General features: G+C 71.8%; 24 protein-coding genes and 1 pseudogene. 14 read left to right on the top strand and 11 right to left on the bottom strand.

All coding sequences use genetic code 11. The features are described 5' to 3' along the window. Window positions 1–5: 5 nt before the first annotated feature. From ybeY to OG429_RS14030, 4 genes are all read left to right on the top strand, one after another. The gene (gene ybeY / locus OG429_RS14045; protein WP_053689049.1) at window positions 6–503 is read left to right on the top strand and encodes an rRNA maturation RNase YbeY; all 498 of its coding nucleotides are present in this window, start codon (window positions 6–8) and stop codon (window positions 501–503) included. Then, entirely contained in the window at window positions 500–1804 is a 1305-nt protein-coding gene (locus tag OG429_RS14040; protein WP_328925664.1) for a hemolysin family protein, read from the top strand. The genes ybeY and OG429_RS14040 overlap by 4 nt, the downstream gene beginning before the upstream one ends. Further along, window positions 1801–2163, top strand: coding sequence for an MmcQ/YjbR family DNA-binding protein (locus tag OG429_RS14035; protein WP_328925663.1), 363 nt, complete (start codon window positions 1801–1803; stop codon window positions 2161–2163). The genes OG429_RS14040 and OG429_RS14035 overlap by 4 nt, the downstream gene beginning before the upstream one ends. A gap of 61 nt (window positions 2164–2224) precedes the next feature. Then, entirely contained in the window at window positions 2225–2581 is a 357-nt protein-coding gene (locus OG429_RS14030; protein ID WP_405679966.1) for a cytidine deaminase, read from the top strand. A gap of 96 nt (window positions 2582–2677) precedes the next feature. Here the strand turns inward: OG429_RS14030 and OG429_RS14025 are convergent, their stop codons facing one another. Both OG429_RS14025 and OG429_RS14020 read right to left on the bottom strand, forming a co-directional pair. Next, entirely contained in the window at window positions 2678–3334 is a 657-nt protein-coding gene (locus OG429_RS14025) for a class I SAM-dependent methyltransferase (RefSeq protein WP_328925661.1), read from the bottom strand. Then, window positions 3331–4635, bottom strand: coding sequence for an MFS transporter (locus tag OG429_RS14020; protein WP_328925660.1), 1305 nt, complete (start codon window positions 4633–4635; stop codon window positions 3331–3333). The genes OG429_RS14025 and OG429_RS14020 overlap by 4 nt, the downstream gene beginning before the upstream one ends. Before the next feature lie 71 nt (window positions 4636–4706). On the opposite strand from OG429_RS14020, the gene OG429_RS14015 reads away from it, so the two are divergent. The 4 genes and pseudogenes from OG429_RS14015 (at window position 4707) to era (ending at window position 9061) form a co-directional block, all read left to right on the top strand. Then, the gene (locus OG429_RS14015; RefSeq protein WP_328925659.1) at window positions 4707–5744 is read left to right on the top strand and encodes a GlxA family transcriptional regulator; all 1038 of its coding nucleotides are present in this window, start codon (window positions 4707–4709) and stop codon (window positions 5742–5744) included. Window positions 5745–5858: 114 nt separating this feature from the next. Then, a complete protein-coding gene (locus OG429_RS14010) occupies window positions 5859–7175 on the top strand; it encodes a beta-xylosidase (protein ID WP_328930265.1) in 1317 nt (438 codons plus the stop codon). After that, window positions 7172–7609, top strand: a pseudogene (locus OG429_RS14005) (WxL protein peptidoglycan domain-containing protein); the annotation flags it as partial. The gene OG429_RS14010 and the pseudogene OG429_RS14005, both read left to right, overlap by 4 nt. Window positions 7610–8110: 501 nt before the next feature. Beyond that, window positions 8111–9061 carry a GTPase Era gene (era, locus tag OG429_RS14000; RefSeq protein WP_405681424.1) on the top strand — a complete coding sequence of 317 codons (951 nt, stop codon included), beginning with the start codon at window positions 8111–8113 and terminating at the stop codon, window positions 9059–9061. 9 nt (window positions 9062–9070) lie between these two features. Here era and OG429_RS13995 read toward each other — a convergent pair whose 3' ends face one another. The 4 genes from OG429_RS13995 to OG429_RS13980 form a co-directional block, all read right to left on the bottom strand. After that, entirely contained in the window at window positions 9071–9715 is a 645-nt protein-coding gene (locus tag OG429_RS13995; protein ID WP_328925658.1) for a class I SAM-dependent methyltransferase, read from the bottom strand. Window positions 9716–9836: 121 nt separating this feature from the next. Then, a complete protein-coding gene (locus OG429_RS13990; RefSeq protein WP_328925657.1) occupies window positions 9837–10655 on the bottom strand; it encodes a GNAT family N-acetyltransferase in 819 nt (272 codons plus the stop codon). Window positions 10656–10682: 27 nt separating this feature from the next. Continuing rightward, complete coding sequence (locus tag OG429_RS13985) at window positions 10683–10952, bottom strand: protealysin inhibitor emfourin (RefSeq protein ID WP_328925656.1); 270 nt, start codon at window positions 10950–10952, stop codon at window positions 10683–10685. Between the two features lie 10 nt (window positions 10953–10962). Next, entirely contained in the window at window positions 10963–12039 is a 1077-nt protein-coding gene (locus tag OG429_RS13980) for a M4 family metallopeptidase (protein WP_328925655.1), read from the bottom strand. A gap of 365 nt (window positions 12040–12404) precedes the next feature. Between OG429_RS13980 and leuA the strand changes: the two genes are divergently transcribed. Beyond that, window positions 12405–14174: a 2-isopropylmalate synthase gene (leuA, locus tag OG429_RS13975; protein WP_328925654.1), complete on the top strand. Its 1770-nt coding sequence runs from the start codon at window positions 12405–12407 to the stop codon at window positions 14172–14174. A 64-nt stretch (window positions 14175–14238) separates the two neighbouring features. Here the strand turns inward: leuA and OG429_RS13970 are convergent, their stop codons facing one another. Then, window positions 14239–14997 carry an SDR family NAD(P)-dependent oxidoreductase gene (locus OG429_RS13970; protein WP_328925653.1) on the bottom strand — a complete coding sequence of 253 codons (759 nt, stop codon included), beginning with the start codon at window positions 14995–14997 and terminating at the stop codon, window positions 14239–14241. 186 nt (window positions 14998–15183) lie between these two features. Between OG429_RS13970 and OG429_RS13965 the strand changes: the two genes are divergently transcribed. The 5 genes from OG429_RS13965 (at window position 15184) to OG429_RS13945 (ending at window position 20356) form a co-directional block, all read left to right on the top strand. Beyond that, window positions 15184–15879 carry a TerB family tellurite resistance protein gene (locus tag OG429_RS13965; RefSeq protein ID WP_328925652.1) on the top strand — a complete coding sequence of 232 codons (696 nt, stop codon included), beginning with the start codon at window positions 15184–15186 and terminating at the stop codon, window positions 15877–15879. 624 nt (window positions 15880–16503) lie between these two features. Further along, window positions 16504–18066: a nucleobase:cation symporter-2 family protein gene (locus OG429_RS13960; RefSeq protein WP_328925651.1), complete on the top strand. Its 1563-nt coding sequence runs from the start codon at window positions 16504–16506 to the stop codon at window positions 18064–18066. A 112-nt stretch (window positions 18067–18178) separates the two neighbouring features. Then, entirely contained in the window at window positions 18179–18925 is a 747-nt protein-coding gene (gene recO / locus OG429_RS13955; RefSeq protein ID WP_030009060.1) for a DNA repair protein RecO, read from the top strand. A gap of 11 nt (window positions 18926–18936) precedes the next feature. Continuing rightward, the gene (locus OG429_RS13950; protein WP_328925650.1) at window positions 18937–19758 is read left to right on the top strand and encodes an isoprenyl transferase; all 822 of its coding nucleotides are present in this window, start codon (window positions 18937–18939) and stop codon (window positions 19756–19758) included. Window positions 19759–19795: 37 nt separating this feature from the next. Beyond that, entirely contained in the window at window positions 19796–20356 is a 561-nt protein-coding gene (locus OG429_RS13945) for a YcxB family protein (protein WP_328925649.1), read from the top strand. Here OG429_RS13945 and OG429_RS13940 read toward each other — a convergent pair. The 4 genes from OG429_RS13940 to OG429_RS13925 are packed head-to-tail and all read right to left on the bottom strand — an operon-like array spanning window position 20353 to window position 23488. Next, window positions 20353–20784, bottom strand: a complete 432-nt coding sequence (locus tag OG429_RS13940) for a Fur family transcriptional regulator (RefSeq protein ID WP_328925648.1) — start codon at window positions 20782–20784, stop codon at window positions 20353–20355. The genes OG429_RS13945 and OG429_RS13940 overlap by 4 nt on opposite strands. A gap of 51 nt (window positions 20785–20835) precedes the next feature. Then, on the bottom strand, window positions 20836–21702 hold the full coding sequence (locus tag OG429_RS13935; protein WP_328925647.1) for a metal ABC transporter permease: 867 nt from the start codon (window positions 21700–21702) through the stop codon (window positions 20836–20838). After that, on the bottom strand, window positions 21702–22493 hold the full coding sequence (locus OG429_RS13930) for a metal ABC transporter ATP-binding protein (RefSeq protein ID WP_328925646.1): 792 nt from the start codon (window positions 22491–22493) through the stop codon (window positions 21702–21704). The genes OG429_RS13935 and OG429_RS13930 overlap by 1 nt, the downstream gene beginning before the upstream one ends. A gap of 29 nt (window positions 22494–22522) precedes the next feature. Further along, window positions 22523–23488: a metal ABC transporter substrate-binding protein gene (locus OG429_RS13925; RefSeq protein ID WP_328925645.1), complete on the bottom strand. Its 966-nt coding sequence runs from the start codon at window positions 23486–23488 to the stop codon at window positions 22523–22525. Window positions 23489–23622: the final 134 nt, after the last annotated feature.

Raw genomic sequence — 23622 nt, 5'->3', positions numbered from 1 at the left:
GCACCATGTCGATCGACGTCAACAACGAGTCCGGAACCGAGGTCGACGAGCGGGCGATCCTCGACATCGCCCGCTACGCGCTCACCCGGATGCGGATCCACCCGCTCTCCGAGCTCTCCGTCATCGTCATCGACGAGGACGCGATGGAGCAGCTCCACATCCAGTGGATGGACCTGCCCGGACCCACCGACGTCATGTCCTTCCCGATGGACGAGCTCCGTCCGCCGGCGAAGGACGACGAGGAGCCCCCGCAGGGGCTCCTCGGTGACATCGTGCTCTGCCCCGAGGTCGCCAAGAAGCAGGGCGAGGAAGCCCCGACGCAGCACTCCATGGACGAGGAGCTCCAGCTCCTGACCGTCCACGGGGTGCTGCACCTGCTCGGTTACGACCACGAGGAGCCGGACGAGAAGGCCGAGATGTTCGGCCTGCAGGCGGCCATCGTCGACGGCTGGCGCGGTGAGCGCGGCATGACGGGCCCGTCCCCGGCGCCCACCGTCTCGTGAACGCCCCCCAGCTGATCACCGGCGCGGTCCTGCTGGTGGTGGTGGCCTGGTTCGCGGCGTGCGCCGAGTCCGGGATCGCCCGCATCTCCAGCTTCCGCGCCGAGCAGGCCGTACGGGAGGGCAGGCGCGGCAGCGAGAAGCTCGCCCAGGTGGCCGGCGACCCCACCCGCTACCTCAATGTGGCGCTGCTGGTCCGGGTCACCTGCGAGATGGCGGCGGGGGTCCTCGTGACTTACGTCTGCCTCGACGAGTTCGGCGATACCTGGACCGCGCTGCTCGTGGCCATCGCCGTGATGGTGCTGGTCTCCTTCGTCGCCGTCGGGGTGTCCCCGCGTACGATCGGCCGCCAGCACCCCCTGAACACCGCGACGGCGGCCGCGTACGTCCTCGTGCCGCTCGCCCGGGTGATGGGCCCGATCCCGCAGCTGCTGATCCTCATCGGCAACGCGCTCACGCCCGGCAAGGGCTTCCGCAAGGGGCCGTTCGCCTCCGAGGCCGAGCTGCGCGCGATGGTGGACCTCGCGGAGAAGGAATCGCTGATCGAGGACGACGAGCGCCGGATGGTGCACCAGGTCTTCGAGCTCGGCGACACCCTGGTGCGCGAGGTGATGGTGCCGCGCACCGACCTGGTCTGCATCGAGCGGTACAAGACGGTCCGTCAGGCGACCACCCTCGCACTGCGGTCGGGCTTCTCGCGCATCCCTGTGACCGGGGAGAACGAGGACGACATAGTCGGGATCGTCTACCTGAAGGACCTCGTCCGCAAGACCCACATCAGCCGGGAGGCCGAGTCCGACCTGGTCTCCACGGTCATGCGGTCGGCGGTCTTCGTGCCGGACACCAAGAACGCGGGCGATCTGCTGCGCGAGATGCAGCAGGTGCGCAACCACGTGGCCGTGGTCATCGACGAGTACGGCGGCACCGCCGGCATCGTCACGATCGAGGACATCCTGGAGGAGATCGTCGGCGAGATCACCGACGAGTACGACCGGGAGCTCCCGCCGGTCGAGGACCTCGGTGAGGACCGCTACCGGGTCACGGCCCGCCTGGACATCACCGACCTCGGTGAGCTGTTCAAGGTCGAGGCGTTCGACGACGAGGACGTGGAGACGGTCGGCGGACTGCTGGCGAAGGCGCTGGGCCGGGTGCCGATCGCGGGCGCCTCGGCCCTGGTGGAGCTGCCGGACGGGCGGCCGCTGCGGCTGACGGCCGAGTCCCCGGCCGGGCGGCGGAACAAGATCGTGACGGTGTTGGTGGAACCGGTGGCCGCGGCCGACGCCGCGGGGGAGGAGGGGGAATGACCCCGGCGCAGCTGCGGGAGTTCTGCCTGAGTTTCAACGCGGCGGTGGAGGAGTTCCCCTTCACCCCGGAGACCTCGGTGTTCAAGGTGCTGGGCAAGGTGTTCGCGCTCACGTCGCTGGACGCCGAGCCGCTGAAGGTGAACCTCAAGTGCGAGCCGGAACTGGCGGTGCGGCTGCGCGAGGAGCACGCGGCGGTCGTGCCGGGCTATCACATGAACAAGCGGCACTGGAACACGGTGACCGCGGGCGGGCCGGGCGCGCTGCCGGACGAGATGGTCCGGGAGTTGGTGGAGGACTCGTACGACCTGGTGGTCGCGGGCCTGCCGAAGGCGGAACGGCTGCGGCTCGACCGGCCGTGACCGGCCAGTCCCGGCGGGGGCGTTGCACGGCCCCGCCGGGACGCTCCCTATGCTTTCGACCATGACCGACAGCACCGGGATCGACCCCGAGGACAGCAAGATCATCACCCTGGCACGCAGCGCCCGGGCCCGCAACGGCGTGCCCGAGGGGGCGGCGGTGCGGGACGAGACGGGCCGCACCTACGTCGCCGGGACGGTGGAGCTCGACTCCCTGAAGCTGAGCGCGCTGCAGACCGCGGTCGCGATGGCGGTGGCGAGCGGGGCCGAGTCCCTGGAGGCGGCGGCCGTGGTCAGCTCGGCGGAGTCGGTGGCCGACGCCGACCGCGCGGCGGTCCGCGACCTCGGTGGCCCGGCCACCCCGGTCCTCCTGGCCGCCCCGGACGGCACCCTCAGGTCCGCCACCCCGGCGGGCGGCTGATCCGGAGGCGGCGCGGGCCTTCGCCCCGGCCCGCGTGCCCGCCTGCGTACCGGCCGGCGTGCAGGACTTCGTACCGGCCGTGTGCCCGCCCTCCTGTCAGCCTTCGCGCCAGACCAGCGTGTACCGCCAGAACAGCCTCCGGCGCAGCCGCGCGCCCGGCAGCACGGCCTCGGTCTCGCTGACGACGGCCCGGAACCCCATGTCCGCCGGGCGCGTCGGGGCCGTCATCGAGGGCGGCCGGGGAGCCGTACGGCCCTTGTTCTTGATCCACCCCAGGGCGGCGTTCAGCGGAATCGCGGCGGCGCCGAGCAGGTGGTCGCCCGGGGTCTGCGCCCGCGCGAGACCGACGACCACCAGGGTTCCGCCCGGGGCCAGGTGCCGGCGGAAGTGGCGCAGGGCATCGCCGAACGGCAGATGGTGGATCGTGGCGACGCAGGTGACGACGTCGTACGGACCCGGCGGCACGTCCGTCAGCGCGTCCCCCACGGCGAACGCCACCGGGACGCCCGGAGCGGTCAGTTCCCGCGCCCGGGCGACGATCGCCGCATCGGCGTCGACCGCGTGCACCGCCCCGGCCCGGGTGGCCAGGAGCCTGGCCAGGTCGCCGCTGCCCGAGCCGACGTCCAGCGCCCGGCCGAACCGACCGGGCAGCTGCCGCAGGATCCAGCGGTGGTAGTGGGCGTTGTGGTCCCAGGGGTGGGCGGCGTTGAACCGGCCGATCGCCTCGAAGGCGCGCTGCGTCAGTGGATTCACACGGTGAGTGGATCATTTGTGCGGCGGCGGATCACCATCGCCATCAGCGCGGCCATCGCGCACAGCGCGCCCGAGGCGTACCAGACGACGTCGTACGAGCCGAAGACGTCCCGCGCCAGGCCGCCCAGGAAGGCCACGACCGCCGCCCCCACCTGGTGCGAGGCCAGCACCCAGCCGAAGACGATCGCGCTGTCGTCCCCGTACTGCTCACGGCACAGGGCGATGGTCGGCGGGACGGTCGCGACCCAGTCCAGACCGTAGAAGACGATGAAGAAGACCATCGGCGGGTGGACCGACGGGGCCAGCAGCATCGGCAGGAAGAGCAGCGAGACCCCGCGCAGGGCGTAGTAGACCGCCAGGAGCCGGCGCGCCTCGAAACGGTCCGTGAACCAGCCGGACGCCACCGTGCCGACCACGTCGAACACGCCGATCACCGCCAGCAGTCCGGCCGCCGCCGTCACCGGCATGCCGTGGTCGTGGGCCGCCGGTACGAAGTGGGTCCTGACCAGGCCGTTCGTGGAGGCGCCGCAGATCGCGAAGGTACCCGCGAGCAGCCAGAAGGGGCCGGTCCGGGCTGCCTTGACCAGGACGGTGACCGCCCGGCGCGCGGCTCCCGGCACCGGGGCGGGCTTCTGCGCGTACGTGCCCCCGTACGGAGCCAGGTCTACGTCCGCCGGGTGGTCGCGCAACAGCAGCCACACGAACGGGACCACGCACAGGGCGGTGAGGGAGACGGTCACCGTCGCCGGGCGCCAGCCGTGGTGCTCCACCAGCCAGGACAGCAGCGGAAGGAAGACCAGCTGCCCGGAGGCCCCGGCCGCCGTCAGGATCCCGGTGACCAGGCCGCGCCGCGCCGTGAACCACCGGTTGGTCACCGTCGCCGCGAAGGCCATGGCCATCGAGCCGCTGCCCAGACCCACCAGCACGCCCCAGAACAGCACCAGCTGCCATGAGGCGGTCATCCACACGGTGGCGGCCGAGCCGCCCGCGATGACCGTCAGCGCGCACGCGACGACCTTGCGGATGCCGAATCGGTCCATCAGGGCGGCCGCGAACGGCGCGGTCAGCCCGTACAGCGCGAGGTTCACGGAGACGGCGAGGCCGATCGTGCCGCGCGACCAGTCGAACTCCTCGTGCAGCGGCTCGATGAGCAGTCCGGGGAGGGAGGCGAAGCCCGCGGCGCCGATGATCGTCACGAAGGAGACCGCCGCGACGAACCAGGCGCGGTGGATGCGTCCGGGCTGCGGCGGGGCCTGCAGGGGGGCCGTGGAGGCCGTGGAGGTAGGGGCTGTCTGCGTCACGCCGACAGCTTCCGGCCCGCCGTACCCCTGACGACAGTGGCCCGGCTGTCATGCTTCGATATGATCGGGCCATGGAGCCGCAACCCCGGACCCACCGCGTCGTCGTCCTCGCCCTCGCCGGGCTGCTGCCCTTCGAGCTCGGCATCCCGCACAGGATCTTCGGGCGTGCGAAGGATCCGGCCGGGCGGCCGCTCTACGAGATCCTGACCTGCGGCCTCGCCCCCGGACCGGTGCGCACGGACGCCGACTTCGCGATCCAGGTCGAGCACGGCCCGGAGCTGCTGGCCACCGCCGACACCGTGGTAGTGCCGGCCTCCTACGAGCTGGGGCCGGTCCACGAGCACGGCCGGCTGACCGGTGAACTCGCCGCGGCCCTCGCGTACATCCGGCCCGGCACCCGGCTCGTCTCCATCTGCACCGGCGGCTACGTCCTGGCCGCCGCGGGCTACCTGGACGGCCGCCGGGCCACCACCCACTGGGCCTCCGCCGACCACTTCCAGCGCCTCTTCCCGGCCGTCCGGGTCGATGCGGGCGTGCTCTACACCGACGACGGGGACGTGCTGACCTCTGCCGGCGTCGCCGCCGGGATCGACCTGTGCCTGTACATCGTGCGCCGTGACCACGGCGCTGCCGTCGCGAACGACGTGGCCCGGCGGACCGTCGTACCGCCCCACCGGGACGGCGGGCAGGCGCAGTTCATCGAGCGCCCGGTGCCGCAGCCGCAGCTGGCCAGCACCACGGCCGCCCGCGCGTGGGTGATGGACCGGCTGCACGAACCGCTGCGCCTCACCGACCTGGCCCGGAAGGAGGCCATGTCCGTACGGACCTTCACGCGCCGCTTCCGGGAGGAGTCGGGAGTCAGCCCGGGCCAGTGGATCGTGGGGCAGCGGGTGGAGCGGGCCCGGCGGCTGCTGGAGGAGACGGAGCTGCCGATGGAGCAGGTGGCGCGGGAGGCGGGCTTCGGGACGGCGCAGTCGCTGCGCAAGCACGTGCAGGCGGCGCTGGGGGTGAGCCCGACGGCCTACCGGCGCACCTTCCGCGCGGCCGCCTGCACCAGCACGCCGCCATCTCCTGATGGGCCATCAGTTGATGCCGGGTCCGTGCATTGACTTCTCCTGCCGCCCGCTCGTGAATGGCCCCCTGTCGGGGCGACGGAACGCAGGGGGCGGGCAGTGCGAACAGGCGCGCGCAGCAGGAGCAGGAGATGGTCGGCAGCCGTCGGCATGGCCGCGCTCGCGGCAGCGGCCGGGGGAGCGCTGAGCGCACCCGCCGCCGCCGTCGACGAAACGCCCCCGGGCCAGGTGAACTTCCCGACCCACTGCCTTCCGCCCCAGGAAGCCGGACTCCCGCCCGCCGACGGGCCGACCACCGCCCGGATCACCGTCGACAACCCGGCTCCACAGGTCGGCGACACCGTCACCGTGACCTACCAGGTGATCGCCACCCCGGCCGTGGCGGACCCGGACCGGAGCCCGGCCGCCGCCGGACTCCCCGCCGACGCGCCGACCCCGACGGGCCGGGTCCTGCTGGCGGGCGCCCAGAGCGGCGAGGTCACCGTGGTCGGCGGCCGGCGCGACGTCCCCGCCGCGCCCGCCAGCCCCGCCAACCCCGGCGCGGCCCTGCCCGCCCTCACCATGACCGGCACCTTCACCGTCACCGCGCCCGGCGAGATCACCCTGGCCCCCGGCGGCTACACCCTGCACACCAGCCACCCGGTGGACCTCGACACCGTGTGCACGGCCGCCGAGGCCCCCGTCTCCGTACGCCTCACCGCGACGCCGCTGCCCACGGCCAACCTGCGCAGCGTCTTCCTCGCCGCGCCCGCCGGCGCTCCGGGAGCCCGGCTCAAGGTCACCGCCGCCGGTTTCACCCCGGGTGCGACCGTGACGGTGGCCGGGCGCGCGGGCGCCGCCGAGACCGCCGACCGGGCCGTCGCCACCGCCGACGAGCTCGGGGTGGCCCTGGCCGAGCTGCCGGTCACCGACAAGGCCACCACCGCGGTCGTCGCCTACGAGGGGACGGCCTGGTCCGCGCGGCTGGGCTCGGGTCCGGCGGCGTACACCGTCATCGGGGTCACTCCGCCGCCGCCCGGCACCCAGGAGATCACCGCCACCGTCGAGCCCGGCACCCTCGCCATGACCCAGGCGGGCGAGGCCATCACCCTGGGCGCGGTGCCCTACGGCGACGGCGGCGGTGCCCCCGGCCGGATCGGCACCGTCACCGTCAAGGACGCCCGCGGCGGCCCGGCCGGCTGGTCCCTGATCGGCAAGGTCACCGACTTCACCGGGCCCGGCGGTCTGCGCATCCCGGGCGGCTCCCTCTCCTGGACCCCGACGTGCGCCGCCGCGGCGGGCAGCCCCAGCCCGTGCACCGCGGGCAGCGCGGGCACGGTCGGCCCGGACGGCGCGGTCCTGGCCTCCACGCCCGACGGCCCCCTGGTCGGCGGCACCTTCACGGTCGACGCCGCGGTCACCCTCCACGTGCCCCCGTACACCCCGCCGGGCGCGTACACGGCGGTCCTGACGCTGACCCTGTCGTGACGACGGGCCGGGTGCCGTCGCGCGGGGCCGTCCCCGCCGCCGTGCTCACCGCACTGCTCGCCGCCGTGCTGCTGCTCGGGCCCGCCGGGACGGCCGCGGGCGCCGACAACGGCCAGTGGTCCGTGCTGCCCGCCGCCAACGCCGTCGGTCAGCGGCCCTACTTCTACCTCGCCGCCGCACCCGGCCGGTCGGCCGCCGACACCGTGACCGTCACCAACCGCTCCGACCGGCCCCGTACCTTCCGGCTCTACGCCGCCGACGCCTACAACACCGCCCGGGACGGCGGCTTCGCGCTCCGCGGCCCCGACGAGCCGCGCCTGGCCACGGCCGCCTGGGTCACGCTCGACCGGGAGCGGGTCACCGTACCGGCCGGGGGGTCCGTCAGCGTCGCCTTCACCCTCGCCGTCCCCGAACGGGCGGAACCGGGCGACCACCCCGGCGCCATCGTGGCCCTGGAGGACCGGCCCGCCGCCACCACGGCCCGGGGGATCGGCGTGCAGCAGGCCGTCGCCGCCCGCCTGTACCTGCGCGTGACCGGCCCCACCGCCCCGGCCCTCGCCGTCCGGGACGTCTCCGTCCGGCGTCACGGCGCCGGCGCGGAGGTCTCGTACACGCTCCACAACCTCGGCAACGTCACGCTGCGCCCCCGGGCCGCCCTCACCGCCACCGGAGCCCTCGGCCGGCCGCTGCTCGCCCGCGGCCTCACCGGACTGCCCGGCGAACTGCTGCCCGGTCAGGAAGCCCGGCTCAGCGCCCCCTGGGACGGTCCGCCCGCGGCGGAATGGGCCGACGTGACGGTACGGGCCACGGCCGACGGAACCACAGCTCAGAGCCGTGCCGCCTACGCCACCCACCCCCGTCTCGGCAGCCTCCTGGCGGCCGCCGGCGTCCTCGCGGCCATGGGCTGGTCGGCGCTGGGAGCGGCATCGGGGAGAATGGCCCGTATGAGCGATCGTTCCCCCGAGTCCACCGCCCCGCACCGTGCGGGCTTCGCCTGCTTCGTCGGCCGCCCCAACGCGGGGAAGTCGACCCTCACCAACGCACTCGTGGGCACCAAGGTCGCGATCACCTCCAACCGGCCGCAGACCACCCGCCACACCGTCCGCGGCATCGTGCACCGCCCCGACGCCCAGCTCGTCCTGGTCGACACGCCCGGCCTGCACAAGCCGCGCACCCTGCTCGGCGAGCGCCTCAACGACGTCGTACGGTCCACCTGGGCCGAGGTCGACGTCATCGGGTTCTGCCTGCCGGCCGACCAGAAGCTCGGCCCCGGCGACAAGTTCATCGCGAAGGAACTCGCGGGGATCAAGAAGACCCCCAAGATCGCCATCGTGACCAAGACCGACCTGGTCGAGTCCAAGCAGCTGGCCGAGCAGCTCCTCGCCATCAACCAGCTCGCCGCGGAGCTCGGCTTCGAGTGGGCCGAGATCGTGCCCGTCTCGGCCGTCGGCGACAGCCAGGTCCAGCTGCTGGCCGACCTGATCGCGCCGATGCTGCCGGAGAGCCCGCCGCTGTACCCGGAGGGCGACCTCACCGACGAGCCCGAGATGGTCATGGTCGCGGAGCTGATCCGCGAGGCCGCGCTGGAGGGCGTACGGGACGAGCTCCCGCACTCCATCGCCGTGGTCGTCGAGGAGATGATCCCGCGCGAGAACCGCCCGGCCGACCGGCCGCTGCTCGACATCCACGCCAACGTGTACATCGAGCGGCCCAGCCAGAAGGGCATCATCATCGGCCCGAAGGGCGCCCGGCTGAAGGAGGTCGGGATGAAGTCGCGCAAGCACATCGAGGCGCTGCTCGGGACCCCGGTCTTCCTCGACCTCCACGTGAAGGTCGCCAAGGACTGGCAGCGGGACCCCAAGCAGCTGCGCAAGCTGGGCTTCTGACTCCAGGCCCTAGCGCAGCCGCCTCACCTTCAGCGCGTTGTCCGGGCGGGTCCCGGGACGGCCGTCGGGTGCGGTCAGGTCCTGCACGTGTTCCGCCGCGAGCAGGACCTCCCAGTCGCCCTCGGGCAGTTCCAGCTGCGCCAGGACCTCGTCCGGGGTCGGGAAGCCCATCTCCGCGTGCTTGTCCGGGTCCCACGAGGGCCCGCCCGCGTGGCCCGCGATCAGCAGGATCCCGCCGGGGGCCACGGCCGCGGCGGCCGTCCGCAGGATCCGCTCGCGGGGGAAGTCCCCGTACGAATGCAGGAAGCACGCGGAGACCAGGTCGAACTCCCCGGCGGGGAAGGACTCGCCGAGGTCGTGCCGCTGCCACTCGACGCGGCCGGTGAGCTCCGCCTCGCCGGCGTGCCGGGCCGCCCGCTCCAGGGCCACCCCGGAGATGTCGGTCCCGGTGACGTGCCAGCCCTGCCGGGCCAGCCACACCGCGTCGGCGCCCTCGCCGCAGCCGAGGTCCAGGGCCCGGCCGGGGGTGAGGTCCGCGACCTCGCGGACCAGGACGGCATTGGCCCGGCCGCTCCAGATGCGGTCGCTCTCGCTGTAACGGGCGTCCCAGAACTCCTCGCCCGCGGCGTGATCCTGGTGCTGGTGGTGGGACATGGTGGCCTCTTCCTGTACGGGTCTGCCGGTACGGCCGATGCTGCGGCGGTACCGCCCCGGCGGGCAAATACCGTTGCCGTTCCGGCAAAACCGTCACCAGCAGAACCCGTCAGGGCAGCCCTCAGGCCGGGGGCTCGGCGATCAGGGCCGTCGCCACGCGGCGGAATCCGATGCGGCCGTAGACACGGGCCACGTCCTCGTCCCCGGCGGAGAGGAAGACCGTACGGGCGCCCCGCTCCAGTGCCTGCGCGACCAGGGCCGCCGTGACCCCGAGGGCCAGGCCCTGCCGGCGGGCGGACGGGAGGCAGCCGACGCCCACCACCTCGGCGACGTCCCCGACCGGGTTGTACTGGCCGGAGCACAGGACCACGCCGTCCCGCACGGCCGCCGCCATGCCGGTACGGCCCGACGCGAGCATCTGCGACACCCGCGCCCGGCGCGCCCCCGCGTCGGGGTCGGCCATCGCCGCCGCCAGCTCCGCGGGGCCCGCCTCGCCCATCGCCGTGCCCGGAGCGGCGAAGGCCAGGGCCGGGACCGTCACCGCCGCCGTCAGCAGCGGGTCGTCGGCTCCGAGGAGGCGGACCTCCGGATGCGCGGGGCCCGGTACGGCGGACGGGTCGAGGACCATGAGCGGGTGTGCATGGACATGCAGCCCCGCCGCCTCCACCGCGGCCCGCAGCGAGGGGCTGGTTTCGGCCACCCACTCGAAGGCCTCGGGTACGTTCAGCTCCCGCTGCCGGGCCAGTACCCGCTCCACGTCCGCCGCGGTCGCGCCGGGGCCGCCGAGCGCGGGCCGCGCGTAGTACTGCCAGCCGTCGCCCTCCTGGACGAACAGGGTCAGCGGCCCGAAGTCCTCGGCCCGCGCCCCGCCCACCCGCGGCACCGTGTCGTAGTACCGCTCCAGCTCGGACAGCAGTGAATCGATCATGTGGTCGGTCATCCGGTCATCCAAGCAAAGCGGCAGGTCTCAGGCACCTTCTTTCAGGACGCGCGTGATCAGGGCCCGTTGCGCGTCCGACAGGTTCGGCTCCTGGCAGGACACCGTCCGCCCGTCCACCGTGATCCGGTACGAGAACCCGTCCCGGATCCGGCCCGCCGCGTGCCCCGGCGGACCTGGCCGCAGCGCGAGCTGGGCCAGTGCCTGCCACTCGGCCTCGTCCTCCAGTCCCGAGGTGTCCACCTCGACCCGGCGCTCGATGCCCGCGAAGCCGCCCGTCCGTACCACCTGAATCCGCATGCGTGGCCTTCTACCCCGCCAGCGGGACGCCCACCGCCGACCACGCCTTCTGGAGCGCCTGGTGTTCCGCGCCCCCGTTCCCGTACCGGGCGACGGCCGCGGCGGTCGACAGCCGGGCGAAGTCCGCGAAGTCCGCGTCGGAGGCCAGCTGCCCGCCCGTGAGGGTGTCGTACCAGATCTGGCCGGCCCGCTCCCAGGCCTTGCCGCCCAGCTCGGTCGCCACGATGTAGAAGGCGTGGTTGGGGATGCCGGAGTTGATGTGGACCCCGCCGTTGTCGCGCGAGGTGGTCACGTAGCCGTCCATGGTCGCCGGCTGCGGGTCCTTGCCGAGCTCGTCGTCGTCGTACGCCGTCCCCGGTGCCTTCATCGACCGCAGCGCGACCCCGGTGACGTTCGGTCCCAGCAGCCCGGATCCGATCAGCCAGTCGGCCTGGTCGGCGGTCTGCTCCAGCGAGTGCTGCTTGATCAGCGAGCCGAAGACGTCCGACATCGACTCGTTCAAGGCGCCCGACTGCTGGTGGTATTCCAGGTTCGCCGAGTACTGGGTGACCCCGTGGGTCAGCTCGTGCCCGATGACGTCCACCGACACCGTGAAGTCGAGGAAGAGGTCCCCGTCCCCGTCGCCGAAGACCATCTGCTGCCCGTCCCAGAAGGCGTTGTTGTAGTCCTCGTCGTAGTGGACGGTCGCGTCCAGCGCCAGCCCGGCGTCGTCGATCGAGCGCCGCCCGAAGCCCTGCAGGAACAGTTCGAAGGTGGCCCCGAGCCCCGCGTACGCACGGTTGACGGTGGCGTCCTTGCCCGCCGGGCCGCCCTCCGAGCGCACCTTCTTCCCGGGCAGCCGGGTGCGGTGCTGGGCGTCGTAAATGGTCCGGTCCGGTTCGTCGGAGGCGGGCGCCCCCAGCGTGGGCACGATCCCGCGGACGGCGGTGACCCTGCGCCGGGTGCGCAGCATGGAGTCGCGTTCCAGCGTGCGCTGTGCGAGATCGGCGCGCCGCGAGTCGGCGGACCGGGCGGCCTTGTCGAGCAGGTGGGGCGGCACGACGGTGCAGAAGACGGGGTGGCGGTGGTGAGCGTGGGAGGCATCCATGCCCGGCAATGTGGCAGTGGGTCATCGTCGTGTCACTACCTGCGACCATGATTCATTCACTTGTCTGAAATCCGTGGCGCCCGGTTGACGGATCGGCCTGACTCGGGGGGATGGGGAGAGGCGTAGCTCACATTAGGTACAAATCGGACAGGCGGGTCTTGCATACTGAAACAGGTCCTCGCTTTACGGCGCGGCTCGGCTAGGCTCGGCCCATCATGCGTATCGGGCTGCTTCTCCTTAGCTGCCGCGGCGAGGGTCTGTAGTCGTAGGCCGACCCCCTCCCCGCGGAGTTTGGTGTTGCGGTTTTGCGACCGTTGTCGGCCGTCCCAGCGAACTACACGCGGACACGCGAGGAGCCCAACGCCATGAGTCAGCACACTTTTGTCGGTCGCCCCACGCCCATCACCAACGCGACCCACACCCAGAAGCCCTCCGGGATGCCCATCCACAAGTACGGCCAGTACGAGCAGGTGGACATCCCCGACCGCACCTGGCCGGACGCCCGCGTCACCAAGGCTCCCCGCTGGCTGTCCACCGACCTGCGTGACGGCAACCAGTCGCTGATCGACCCGATGACCCCCGCCCGCAAGCGCGAGATGTTCGACCTGCTGGTGCGCATGGGCTACAAGGAGATCGAGGTCGGCTTCCCGTCCTCCGGCGAGACAGACTTCGCCTTCGTCCGCTCCATCATCGAAGAGGGCGCGATCCCGGACGACGTCACCATCTCCGTACTGACCCAGGCCCGCGAGGACCTGATCGAGCGGACCGTGGAGTCCCTGGTCGGCGCCAAGCGCGCCACCGTGCACCTGTACAACGCGACCGCCCCGACCTTCCGCCGGGTCGTCTTCCGCGGCTCCAAGGAGCAGATCAAGCAGATCGCCGTCGACGGCACCCGCCTGGTCATGGAGTACGCCGAGAAGCTGCTGGGCCCCGAGACCGTCTTCGGCTACCAGTACAGCCCGGAGATCTTCACCGACACCGAGCTGGACTTCGCCCTGGAGGTCTGCGAGGCCGTCTGCGACGTCTGGCAGCCGTCCGAGGGCCGCGAGATCATCCTGAACCTGCCCGCGACCGTGGAGCGCTCGACGCCGTCCACGCACGCGGACCGCTTCGAGTGGATGGCCCGCAACCTGACCCGCCGCGAGCACATCTGCATCTCCGTGCACCCGCACAACGACCGCGGCACCGCCGTCGCCGCCGCCGAGCTGGCCCTGATGGCCGGCGCCGACCGCATCGAGGGCTGCCTGTTCGGCCAGGGCGAGCGCACCGGCAACGTCGACCTGATCACCCTGGGCATGAACCTGTTCTCCCAGGGCATCGACCCGCAGATCGACTTCTCGCAGATCGACGAGATCCGTCGCACCAGCGAGTACTGCAATCAGATGGAGGTCCACCCGCGCCACCCCTACGCGGGCGACCTGGTCTACACCGCCTTCTCCGGCTCCCACCAGGACGCCATCAAGAAGGGCTTCGACGCCATGGAGGCCGACGCGGCCGCCCAGGGCCCGGGCGTCACCGTCGACGACATCGAGTGGGCCGTCCCGTACCTGCCCATCGACCCGAAGGACGTCGGCCGCTCCTACGAGGCCGTCATCCGGGTCAACTCGCAGTCCGGCAAGGGCGGCATCGCGTACGTCCTGAAGAACGACCACAAGCTGGACCTGCCGCGCCGCATGCAGATCGAGTTCTCGCGGATCATCCAGGCCAAGACCGACTCCGAGGGCGGCGAGGTCACCCCGAAGGCGATCTGGGACGTCTTCTCCGACGAGTACCTGCCCAACCCCGAGAACCCGTGGGGACGCATCCAGCTGCGCTCGGGCTCGACCGCCACCGACAAGGACGGCACGGACACGCTGACCGTCGAGGCGGTCGTCGACGGCGTCGAGACGGTCCTGACCGGCACCGGCAACGGCCCGATCTCGGCCTTCTTCGACGCGCTGGCCGGCATCGGCGTCGACGCCCGCCTGCTGGACTACACCGAGCACACCATGAGCGAGGGCGCCTCCGCCGTGGCCGCCTCGTACATCGAGTGCGCGATCGACGGCCGCGTCCTGTGGGGCATCGGCACCGACGCCAACACCACCCGCGCCTCCCTGAAGGCGGTCATCTCCGCCGTCAACCGCGCGGGCCGCTGACCCGCTCGTACGTGAACCCCGTCCCTCCACCCGGAGGGGCGGGGTTCCGCCGTTTCCCGGCGCCTCACCGGGCCAGGTAGCCGCCGTCCACCGGCAGGACCACGCCCGTCACGAACGAAGCCGCGTCGGACGCCAGGAAGGCGATGACCCGGGCGACCTCCTCCGGCTCGCCGAGCCGGCCCATCGGGTGGGCCCCCGCCATCTCCTCGAGGTACTCCGGCCCTCCCGGCTCGTCCTTCAGCGCCAGCACCCGCTCCGTACGGATGGTCCCCGGGGCCACCGCGTTGACCCGGATCCCGCGCGCCGCCCACTCCACCGCGAGGTGCTTGGTCAGCCCCGACGCCACGAACTTCGCCGGCCCGTACGCCGCCTGCCGGGCCTGCCCGGCCACCCCCGAGATCGAGGACACGCAGACCAGCGCCCCGCCGGGCCGCGGCTGCGCGGTCATCGCCTCGATGGCGTACTTGCAGGTCAGGAACATCCCCCGGCCGTCGACGGCCATGACGTGGTCCCAGTCGTCAGGACTGGTCTCCCGTACATCCGAAAGGGGGAGCACCCCGGCGTTCGCCACGGCGACGTCAAGGCGCCCGTAGGCCCCGACCGCGGCGGCGATCATCGCGCGGTTGGCCTCCGGATCGGCGACGTCACCGGCGACCGCGGTGACGGCGTGCCCCTCGTCGGCCAATTCCGTGCGCAGGGCCTCGACCCCGGGGCCGTTGACGTCGGCGGCGGTCACCAGGGCACCCGAGCGGGCGAGCAGCACGGCGGTGGCCCGGCCGATCCCGCTCGCGGCACCGGTCACCAGGCAGGACTTCTGATTCATGCCGCAGACCATAGGGGGCGCTCGCGGGGGGCGCAGATCGGCCAAGTCCGGGTCCCGCGACAGGTTGTCTTGTCACACGACTGACGCATCCTCATCGATGTGGCTAACATCACGCCAACCCGGCGACGTTGCCGGTGGGGCCCCGCCCGTGTCCGAGGGACCACGGGGGAGTTACGGAGGTGCGACGTGCTGCCAGTTCGGGGTGGGGACGGCCGGAAGCTGACGGTCTGGGGCATCCGTACCACCTGGAGCACCGTGGGCGACGGGGAATTCTTCTGCCCCGCCTGTGGTGGAGACCGCAACTACCGCAGGCGCACCGGGCGCCGCCGGTTCACCGTCGTCGGCGTGCCGCTGCTGCCGCGCGGCTCCGCCGGGCCCGTCGTCGAGTGCCAGGGCTGCCGCGAGCGCTTCGAGACCGACGTCCTGGACCACCTCACCACCACCCGCTTCACCGCGATGCTGCGCGACGCGGTGCACACCGTGGCGCTGGCCGTGCTCGCCGCGGGCGGGACGGCCTCGCGCAGCGCGCTGGAGACCGCGGTGAGCGCCGTACGGGCCGCGGGCTTCCAGGACTGCGCGGAGGAGCAGCTGGAGTCCCTCGTGGAGGCGCTGTCCACCGACCAGGGGCGGCTCGGGCTGTACGACGTTCCGGAATGCTGCGGGGCCGCGCTGTCGATAGAGCTCCACGAGGCCCTGGAGCCGCTGGCCCCGCACCTGGCGGGCCCGGGCCGTGAGTCGATCCTGCTGCAGGGTGCCCGTATCGCGCTCGCGGACGGTCCGTACACCCCCGCGGAGCGCGAGGTGCTCTCCACCGTGGGCGCCGCGCTGCGCATCGACACGGACGAGGTGGTCCGGCTGCTGTCGGCGGTACGGGCGCCCTGAGCGCGTGAGCGCGACCGGACAGGCACTCCCCGGGGCCCGGCGGACATCCGCCGGGCCCCGGCTCGTGTACGGGCGGGCTCGCCTCCTGTACGGGCGGGCTCGCCAAAGCCGCCCGAAACGGCTCCGCCGGACGTAACGATCCGGCCTCGTGCGACCGGATTCGTACCCTCCGGGCGGCCGTACGGGCCGGGTGACGCCCGCTCGGGACACCACGCGTCCCACCCCTTGGACGGCAGGAGCGGGGACTGCTGCTTTGCGGGCCCGAAGTGCACAACGGGCCGTGGCGTGGGGAGTTGCCGCGGCGCTTCGCAACTGCGCGGTGGTCATGCATGCTTTCGGGCGGTGTTCCGCATACTCCAGCGCCGAGGTCTCCACCACTGGAGAAACCGACAGATCGAAGATCGCTGATCGTCAACAATTTGTAGACGTCGACGATATCTGTGAGGCCTCCCACAGGCGTTCAATTCCGGTCACACGACGAGACGACGCCCGTAACACAGCGGGGCTTCGATTCACGTGAACGCACTGACAACCCTGGCGGATCAACGGGTTAGCGACCCACTCCGGCCAGGGATAACCAGATCTCCTCTCACTTACCTCACCTCTTTGAAGGGCAAGGCAGAGATGGCACGTGTCGCCGCCCGGCTTTCCGTCGACGGAGAGCAGAGCACGCACCCGGTCGACGAGGTGCTCCCCCTCCCCAAGCTCGCGCTGTACGGCTTCCAGCACGTACTCGCCTTCTACGCCGGTGCGGTGATCGTTCCGATCATCGTGGGCAACGCGCTGAAGCTGAGCCCTGAGCAGCTGGTCTACCTGATCAACGCGGACCTGTTCACCTGCGGTATCGCCTCCATCATCCAGGCCTGGGGCATCGGCCGGATCGGCGCGCGGCTGCCGCTCATCCAGGGCGTGACCTTCACGGCCGTCTCCCCGATGATCGCCATCGGCCTCGGCGCGGGCGGCGGGACCGCCGCGCTGCTGGTCATCTACGGCGCGGTCATCACCGCCGGCATCGCGACCTTCGCCTTCGCCTGGCTGCCCGCCAAGGCGTTCCGGACGGTCATGCGGCTCTTCCCGCCGGTCGTCACGGGCACCGTGATCACCGTGCTGGGCATCGTCCTGATCCCGGTCGGCCTCAACGACGCGGCCGGCGGCCTCGGCAGCCCGGACTTCGGCGACCCGAAGAACTTCGCGTACGCCGGCGGCACGATGCTCTTCATCCTCGTCCTGATGAGGATCGGCAAGCCGTTCCTCTCCAGCATCTCCATCCTGCTCGGCCTGGTCGGCGGCACCGCGACCGCGTTCCTCCTCGGCGACGCGAAGTTCGGCGACGTCGGCAACTCCGCCTGGATCGGGGTCACCACCCCCTTCCACTTCGGCGTCCCGAAGTTCGAGTGGTTCCCGATCGTCCTCATGCTGATCGTCATGCTGATCACGATGGTCGAGACGACGGGTGACACGTACGCGGTCGGCGACATCGTGGGCAAGGAGGTCGACAGCGAGACCGTGGCCCGCGCCCTGCGTGCCGACGGCGCGGCGACCGCCCTCGGCGGTGTCCTGAACTCCTTCCCGTACGTGGCCTTCGCCGAGAACGTCGGCCTGGTGCGGATGACGAAGGTCAAGAGCCGGTTCGTGGTCGTCGCCGCCGGCGTCTTCATGATCATCCTGGGTCTGCTGCCCAAGGCCGCGGCGATCGTCGCCGCCGTCCCGCACGGGGTCCTCGGTGGCGCCGCGACCGTGATGTTCGGCATGGTCGCCCTGGCCGGTATCCAGACCCTGGGCAAGGTCGACCTCAAGGAGGAGAAGAACGCGCTGATCGTGGGCGTCTCCCTCGCCTTCGCCCTGCTCCCCGCGACCGTGCCCGTCTTCTTCACCAAGCACATGAACGCGGACCTGTCCTCGCTGCTCAACAGCGGTGTCACCCTCGGTGCCACGGCCGCCATCGTCCTCAACCTGATCTTCAACGGGCTGACGAAGGCCGAGGCCCCGGCTGTCCCGGCCGCCCCTGAGTCCGCCGATGCCGATGCCGACGCCGTCGCCGCCGAGGTTCCGGCCGAGCCGGAGGAGTCCGCCGCTGCTGAGCCGGTCGCCGCTGCCGAGCCGGTCGCCGCGGCGGTGCCCGCCCAGGCCGCCGCCGCCCCGGCCGGGGCGGAGAAGGCCGACGACGCGGGAACGCCGGCCCCCTGACCCTCCCAAGGGGTGATCGCCCCTCGCCCGGACTTCCCCCCGTCCGGACGAGGGGCCGTCGCCGTCCCGGAGGTGTCCCCGTACGGCCCCCCGTACAGGCGACAATGGGCGCATGAGTCTGTTCCGCGACGACGGCATCGTGCTGCGCACCCAGAAGCTGGGTGAGGCGGACCGCATCATCACGCTGCTGACCCGAGGCCACGGCCGGGTACGGGCCGTCGCCCGCGGGGTGCGGCGTACGAAGTCCAAATTCGGTGCCGGGCTGGAACCTTTCTCCCACGCCGACGTGCAGTTCTTCGCCCGCGGCAGCGAGCTGATCGGCCGCAGCCTGCCGCTCTGCACCCAGACCGAGATCATCGCCCCCTACGGCAACGGCATCGTCACCGACTACGCCCGCTACACCGCCGGCACCGCCATGCTGGAGACCGCCGAGCGCTTCACCGAGAACGAGGGCGAGCCCGCCGTACAGCAGTACCTGCTGCTCGTCGGCGCCCTGCGCACGCTCTCGCGGGGCGAACACGAACCGCACCTCATCCTCGACGCCTTCCTGCTGCGCTCCCTCGCCGTCAACGGCTACGCGCCCAGCTTCGAGGACTGCGCGAAGTGCGGGATCCACGGTCCCAACCGGCATTTCTCCGTCGCCGCGGGCGGGGTGATATGCGGGGACTGCCGTGTGCCCGGCAGCGTCGTACCCTCGTCGGAGGCCATCGCCCTCCTCAGCGCGCTGCTGACGGGCGACTGGGGGCATGCCGACGCGTGCGAGGCGCGTCACGTGCGGGAGGGCAGCGGGCTGGTCTCGGCCTATTTGCACTGGCATCTGGAGCGCGGGCTACGCTCCCTGCGATACGTCGAGAAATAGGAGCTGGGCACATGGCACGACGCGGGATTCTGGGACGCTCTCGCCGCGAGTACAAGGTTCCCGAGCCGCACCCGTCCGGTGCGGTCCCGCCGAAGATCCCCGGCGAGCTGGTCCCGAACCACGTGGCCATCGTCATGGATGGCAACGGCCGCTGGGCCAAGGAGCGCGGCCTGCCGCGCACGGAGGGCCACAAGGTCGGCGAGGGCGTCGTCCTCGACGTGCTCAAGGGCTGCCTGGAGATGGGCGTCAAGAACCTCTCCCTCTACGCCTTCTCGACGGAGAACTGGAAGCGCTCGCCCGACGAGGTGCGCTTCCTCATGAACTTCAACCGCGATGTCATCCGGCGCCGCCGCGACGAGATGAACGAGCTGGGCATCCGCATCCGCTGGGTCGGCCGCATGCCGAAGATGTGGAAGTCGGTCGTCCAGGAGCTCCAGGTCGCCCAGGAGCAGACCGTCGACAACGACGCGATGACCCTGTACTTCTGCGTCAACTACGGCGGCCGCGCGGAGATCGCGGACGCGGCGCAGGCCATCGCCCGCGATGTCGCCGCCGGGAAGCTGGACCCGTCGAAGGTGAACGAGAAGACCTTCGCGAAGTACATCTACTACCCGGACATGCCGGACGTGGACCTGTTCCTGCGCCCGAGCGGCGAGCAGCGGACCTCCAACTACCTGATCTGGCAGAGCGCCTACGCCGAGATGGTCTACCAGGACGTGCTGTGGCCGGACTTCGACCGCCGCGACCTGTGGCGGGCCTGCCTGGAGTACGCCCAGCGCGACCGCCGCTTCGGCGGGGCCGTCCCGAACCAGCCCGACGCCCCCACCGGCTGACGGGCGGCCGCGCGTCCCGGCGATAGGCTCCGCTGTCATGGACATGGATATGGACATGAACGCGCAGGCGGCCCGGCAGGACGGGCAGGCGGTCGAGCTCGTCTACCGGACGACCAAGGCGGACCTCGCGCAGGCGCTGCGCGTCCGGGACGCGCGCACGGCCCAGGGGCGCCGTCGGCGGGGGATGTTCGTCTTCGCCGGGACGCTGTTGCTGGGGCTCGGCCTGCTGGCGCTGGTGGATGCGCAGAGCGCGGCGGGGAGACCGGCGGGCCTCCTCGTCGGCGGGACGGTGCTGTGGGCCTTCGTGCTGTTCGGCCCGCGGCTCCAGGCGCGCGCCTTCGGCGGACTGCTGGAGAAGGCGGGGGAGGCCCGTACCGTCGTGGACGCGGCCGGAGTCGAGGTGACGACGGCCGCCTCCCGGACGCGAATCGGCTGGGCGGCGCAGCCGAGGTACGCGGAGACGGCCGAGGCGTTCGTCATGCTCAGTGACGACAAGGGGGCGGTGGCCATGACGGTCCTGCCCAAGCGGGGTGTCCAGGACCCGGCCGACGTCGACCGCCTGCGGGCGATCCTCGACCGGAACCTGAAGCGACTCTAGGAGGCGGCGGCCGCGCACTCCGCGCAGGTGCCGAAGATCTCCACCGTGTGGGCCACGTTCACGTAGCCGTGCTCGGCCGCGATGGACTCCGCCCACTTCTCCACGGCCGGGCCCTCCACCTCCACCGCCTTGCCGCACTTGCGGCAGACCAGGTGGTGGTGGTGGTCCCCGGTCGAGCAGCGCCGGTAGACGGACTCGCCGTCGCTCGTGCGCAGCACGTCGACCTCGCCGGCGTCCGCGAGCGACTGGAGGGTGCGGTAGACGGTGGTCAGGCCCACGGAGTCGCCACGGTGCTTGAGCATGTCGTGGAGCTCCTGGGCGCTGCGGAACTCGTCCACCTCGTCCAGGGCCGCCGCCACGGCGGCGCGCTGCCGGGTGGATCGTCCTCGTACTGGCGCGGTATTCGTCTCGCCAGGCGCAGTCGCCACCGGTTCCTCCTCGTATCGGCCTGCCGCCATTGTGCCAGGCGGCCGGTCCGGTCAGACCTTCACATCGTCCCGCGTACAGACCTCTTCGGCGGCGATCCGGGCCGCTTTCGCCCGGCGCCTGGCCAGTGGCGTCGACACGGCCGCCATCACCGTGAAGACGGCGATGGCGAGCAGCACGATCGTCGCCCCCGAGGGCGCGTCGAGGTAGTACGTGGCGGTCACGCCCGTCAGGGAGACCACCACGCCGATCGCCATCGCGAGGGACAGGGTCGCGACGAACCCGCGGGTCACGCGCTGGGCTGCCGCGACGGGGATCACCATCATCGCGCTGACCAGCAGCAGGCCCACGATGCGCATGGCCACCGTGACGGTGACGGCGGCCGTGACGGCCATCAGGAGGTTCAGTGCGCGTACCGGCAGGCCGGTGACCCGGGCGAACTCCTCGTCCTGGCTGATGGCGAACAGCTGGCGGCGCAGTCCGATGGTGACGGTGATGACGAAGGCGGCGAGGATCACCGCAGCCGTGACGTCCTGCGGCGCGACGGTGGCGATGCCGCCGAAGAGGTAGCTGCTCAGGTTGGCGGTGGAGCCGCCGGCCATGTTGATGATCAAGACACCGCCGGCCAGGCCGCCGTAGAAGAGCATGGCGAGCGCGATGTCGCCGCTGGTCTTGCCGCGGGAGCGGATGAGCTCCATGCCCACCGCGCCGACGACGGCGACCAGGGTGGCCATCCACACCGGGCTGGTGTTGAGCAGGAAGCCGAGGGCGACACCGGTCATGGCCACGTGGCCGATGCCGTCGCCCATGACGGCCTGGCGGCGCTGGACGAGGTACGTACCGATCGCGGGCGCCGTGATCCCGACGAGGAAGGCCGCGATCAGGGCCCGCTGCATGAAGGCGTAGTCGAGGAGGTCCATCAGCTCAGCAGTCCGCTCCGCAGGGGCTCGGCGTCGTGCGCCGCGTGGGGGTGTACGTGGTCGTGGCCGGGCAGGGCGTGCTGGCCGACGGCCTCCGGGGGCGGGCCGTCGTGGACCACGCAGCCGTCGCGCAGGACGACGGCGCGCTCGATCAGCGGCTCCAGCGGGCCCAGCTCGTGCAGGACGAGGAGGACGGTGGAGCCGGCGGCGACCTGCTCGCGCAGGGCGTTCGCGAGGACCTCCTGGTTGCCGAGGTCTACGCCGGCCATCGGCTCGTCCATGATCAGGAGTTCCGGCTCGACGGCGAGCGCCCGGGCGATCAGGACGCGCTGGTGCTGGCCGCCGGAAAGGGCGTTGACGGAGGCGTCGCCGTGCGTGTCCATGTCCACGAGGGCCAGGGCGCGCTCCACGGCGGCCTTGTCGGCCTTGCGCAGGATGCCGAAGCGGGTACGGGCCAGCCGGCCGGAGGAAACGACCTCGCGGACGGTGGCGGGGACGCCGCTGGCGGCGGTGGTGCGCTGCGGGACGTATCCGATGCGCGACCAGTCCTTGAAGCGCTTGAAGTCCGTTCCGAAGAGGGACAGGGCGCCGTCGGTGAGCGGGACCTGGCCGACGACGGCGCGCACGGCCGTGGACTTGCCGGAGCCGTTCGCGCCGAGCAGCGCGACGACCTCGCCGCGGTGGACGGTGAGGTCGATCCCGCGCAGCACGGGGCGCGAGCCGAGCGAGGCCGTGGCCCCGCGCAGGGATATGACGGCCTGGTCATCTGCCTGTCGGGGCGTGGACTGCATGGCTCGCGCCTCCGTTGCTGCTGCTGTCATCACTTGCTACCGAGTGCCTTCTGGAGGTTCTTCAGGTTGGACCGCATGACCTCGAAGTAGTCAGCGCCCTGGGACTTGGCGGTGATTCCCTCGAGCGGGTCGAGGACGTCGGTCGTCAGGCCGGTGTCCGTCGCGAGGGTCTTGGCCGTCTTGTCGCTGGCCAGGGTCTCGAAGAACACGGTGGTGACATTCTCCTTCTTCGCGATCTCCTGGATCTCCTTGACCCGGGCCGGGCTCGGCTCGGCCTCGGGGTCGACGCCGGAGATGCCCTCCTGGTCCAGGCCGTAGCGCTCGGCGAGGTAGCCGAAGGCGGAGTGGGTGGTGATGAAGGTCCTGGTGGCCGTGTCCTTCAGGCCGTCCTTGAACTCGGTGTCGAGCCCGGTCAGCCTGCCCACCAGCGCGTCGGTGTTCTTCTTGTAGTCGGCTGCGTGGCCGGGGTCGGCCTTCTCCAGGGCCGCGCCGACGCCCTTGGCGACCTCCGCGTACTTGGCGGGGTCGAGCCAGATGTGCGGGTCCGCGCCGGCCTCGCCGTGGCTGTGGTCGTGACCCGCCTCGCCCGCCTCGCCCTCGTGGTCGTGGCCGGACGCGGCGTGGACTTCGAGCGTGGTCAGGGTCGCGGCGTCGACGACGTTCTTCACGCCGGACTGGACGATTGCCTTGTCGACGGCGGGCTGGAGGGACTTGACGTAGAGGATCACGTCGGCCTCGCCCATCCGGCCGGTCTGCCTCGGGGTGATCTCCAGGTCGTGCGGTTCGACACCCGGCTTGGTCAGGGTGTCGACCTTCACGTGGTCCTTGCCGATCTGCTCGGCGAGGAACTGCATCGGGTAGAACGACGCCGTCACGGCGAGCTTGCCGTCCTTGCTGCCCGCGGCACTCGCTCCGGAACAGGCGGTGAGGGCCGTGGCGCCGAGGGCGACGGCTCCGGCGAGGGCGGCAGCGGGTATGAGGCGTCGTACGTTCATGACATCCATTTTCATCAAAGATGGAAACGATTGTCAAAAACCCAGGTGGAGGGCCCAGGGCCCGGGCTGCGGAAGGGGAACCGACTTGAAAGCGGGGGTGCGGGCGCCGGTAACCTAAAGACTTCGCCGTTCGT

Origin of the sequence: Streptomyces sp. NBC_00190 (assembly GCF_036203305.1) — a bacterium.
Classification (GTDB): Bacteria; Actinomycetota; Actinomycetes; order Streptomycetales; family Streptomycetaceae; genus Streptomyces.
The sequence above is the reverse complement of the archived record's forward strand: the minus strand, read 5'-3'. Positions and strand labels throughout refer to the sequence as shown.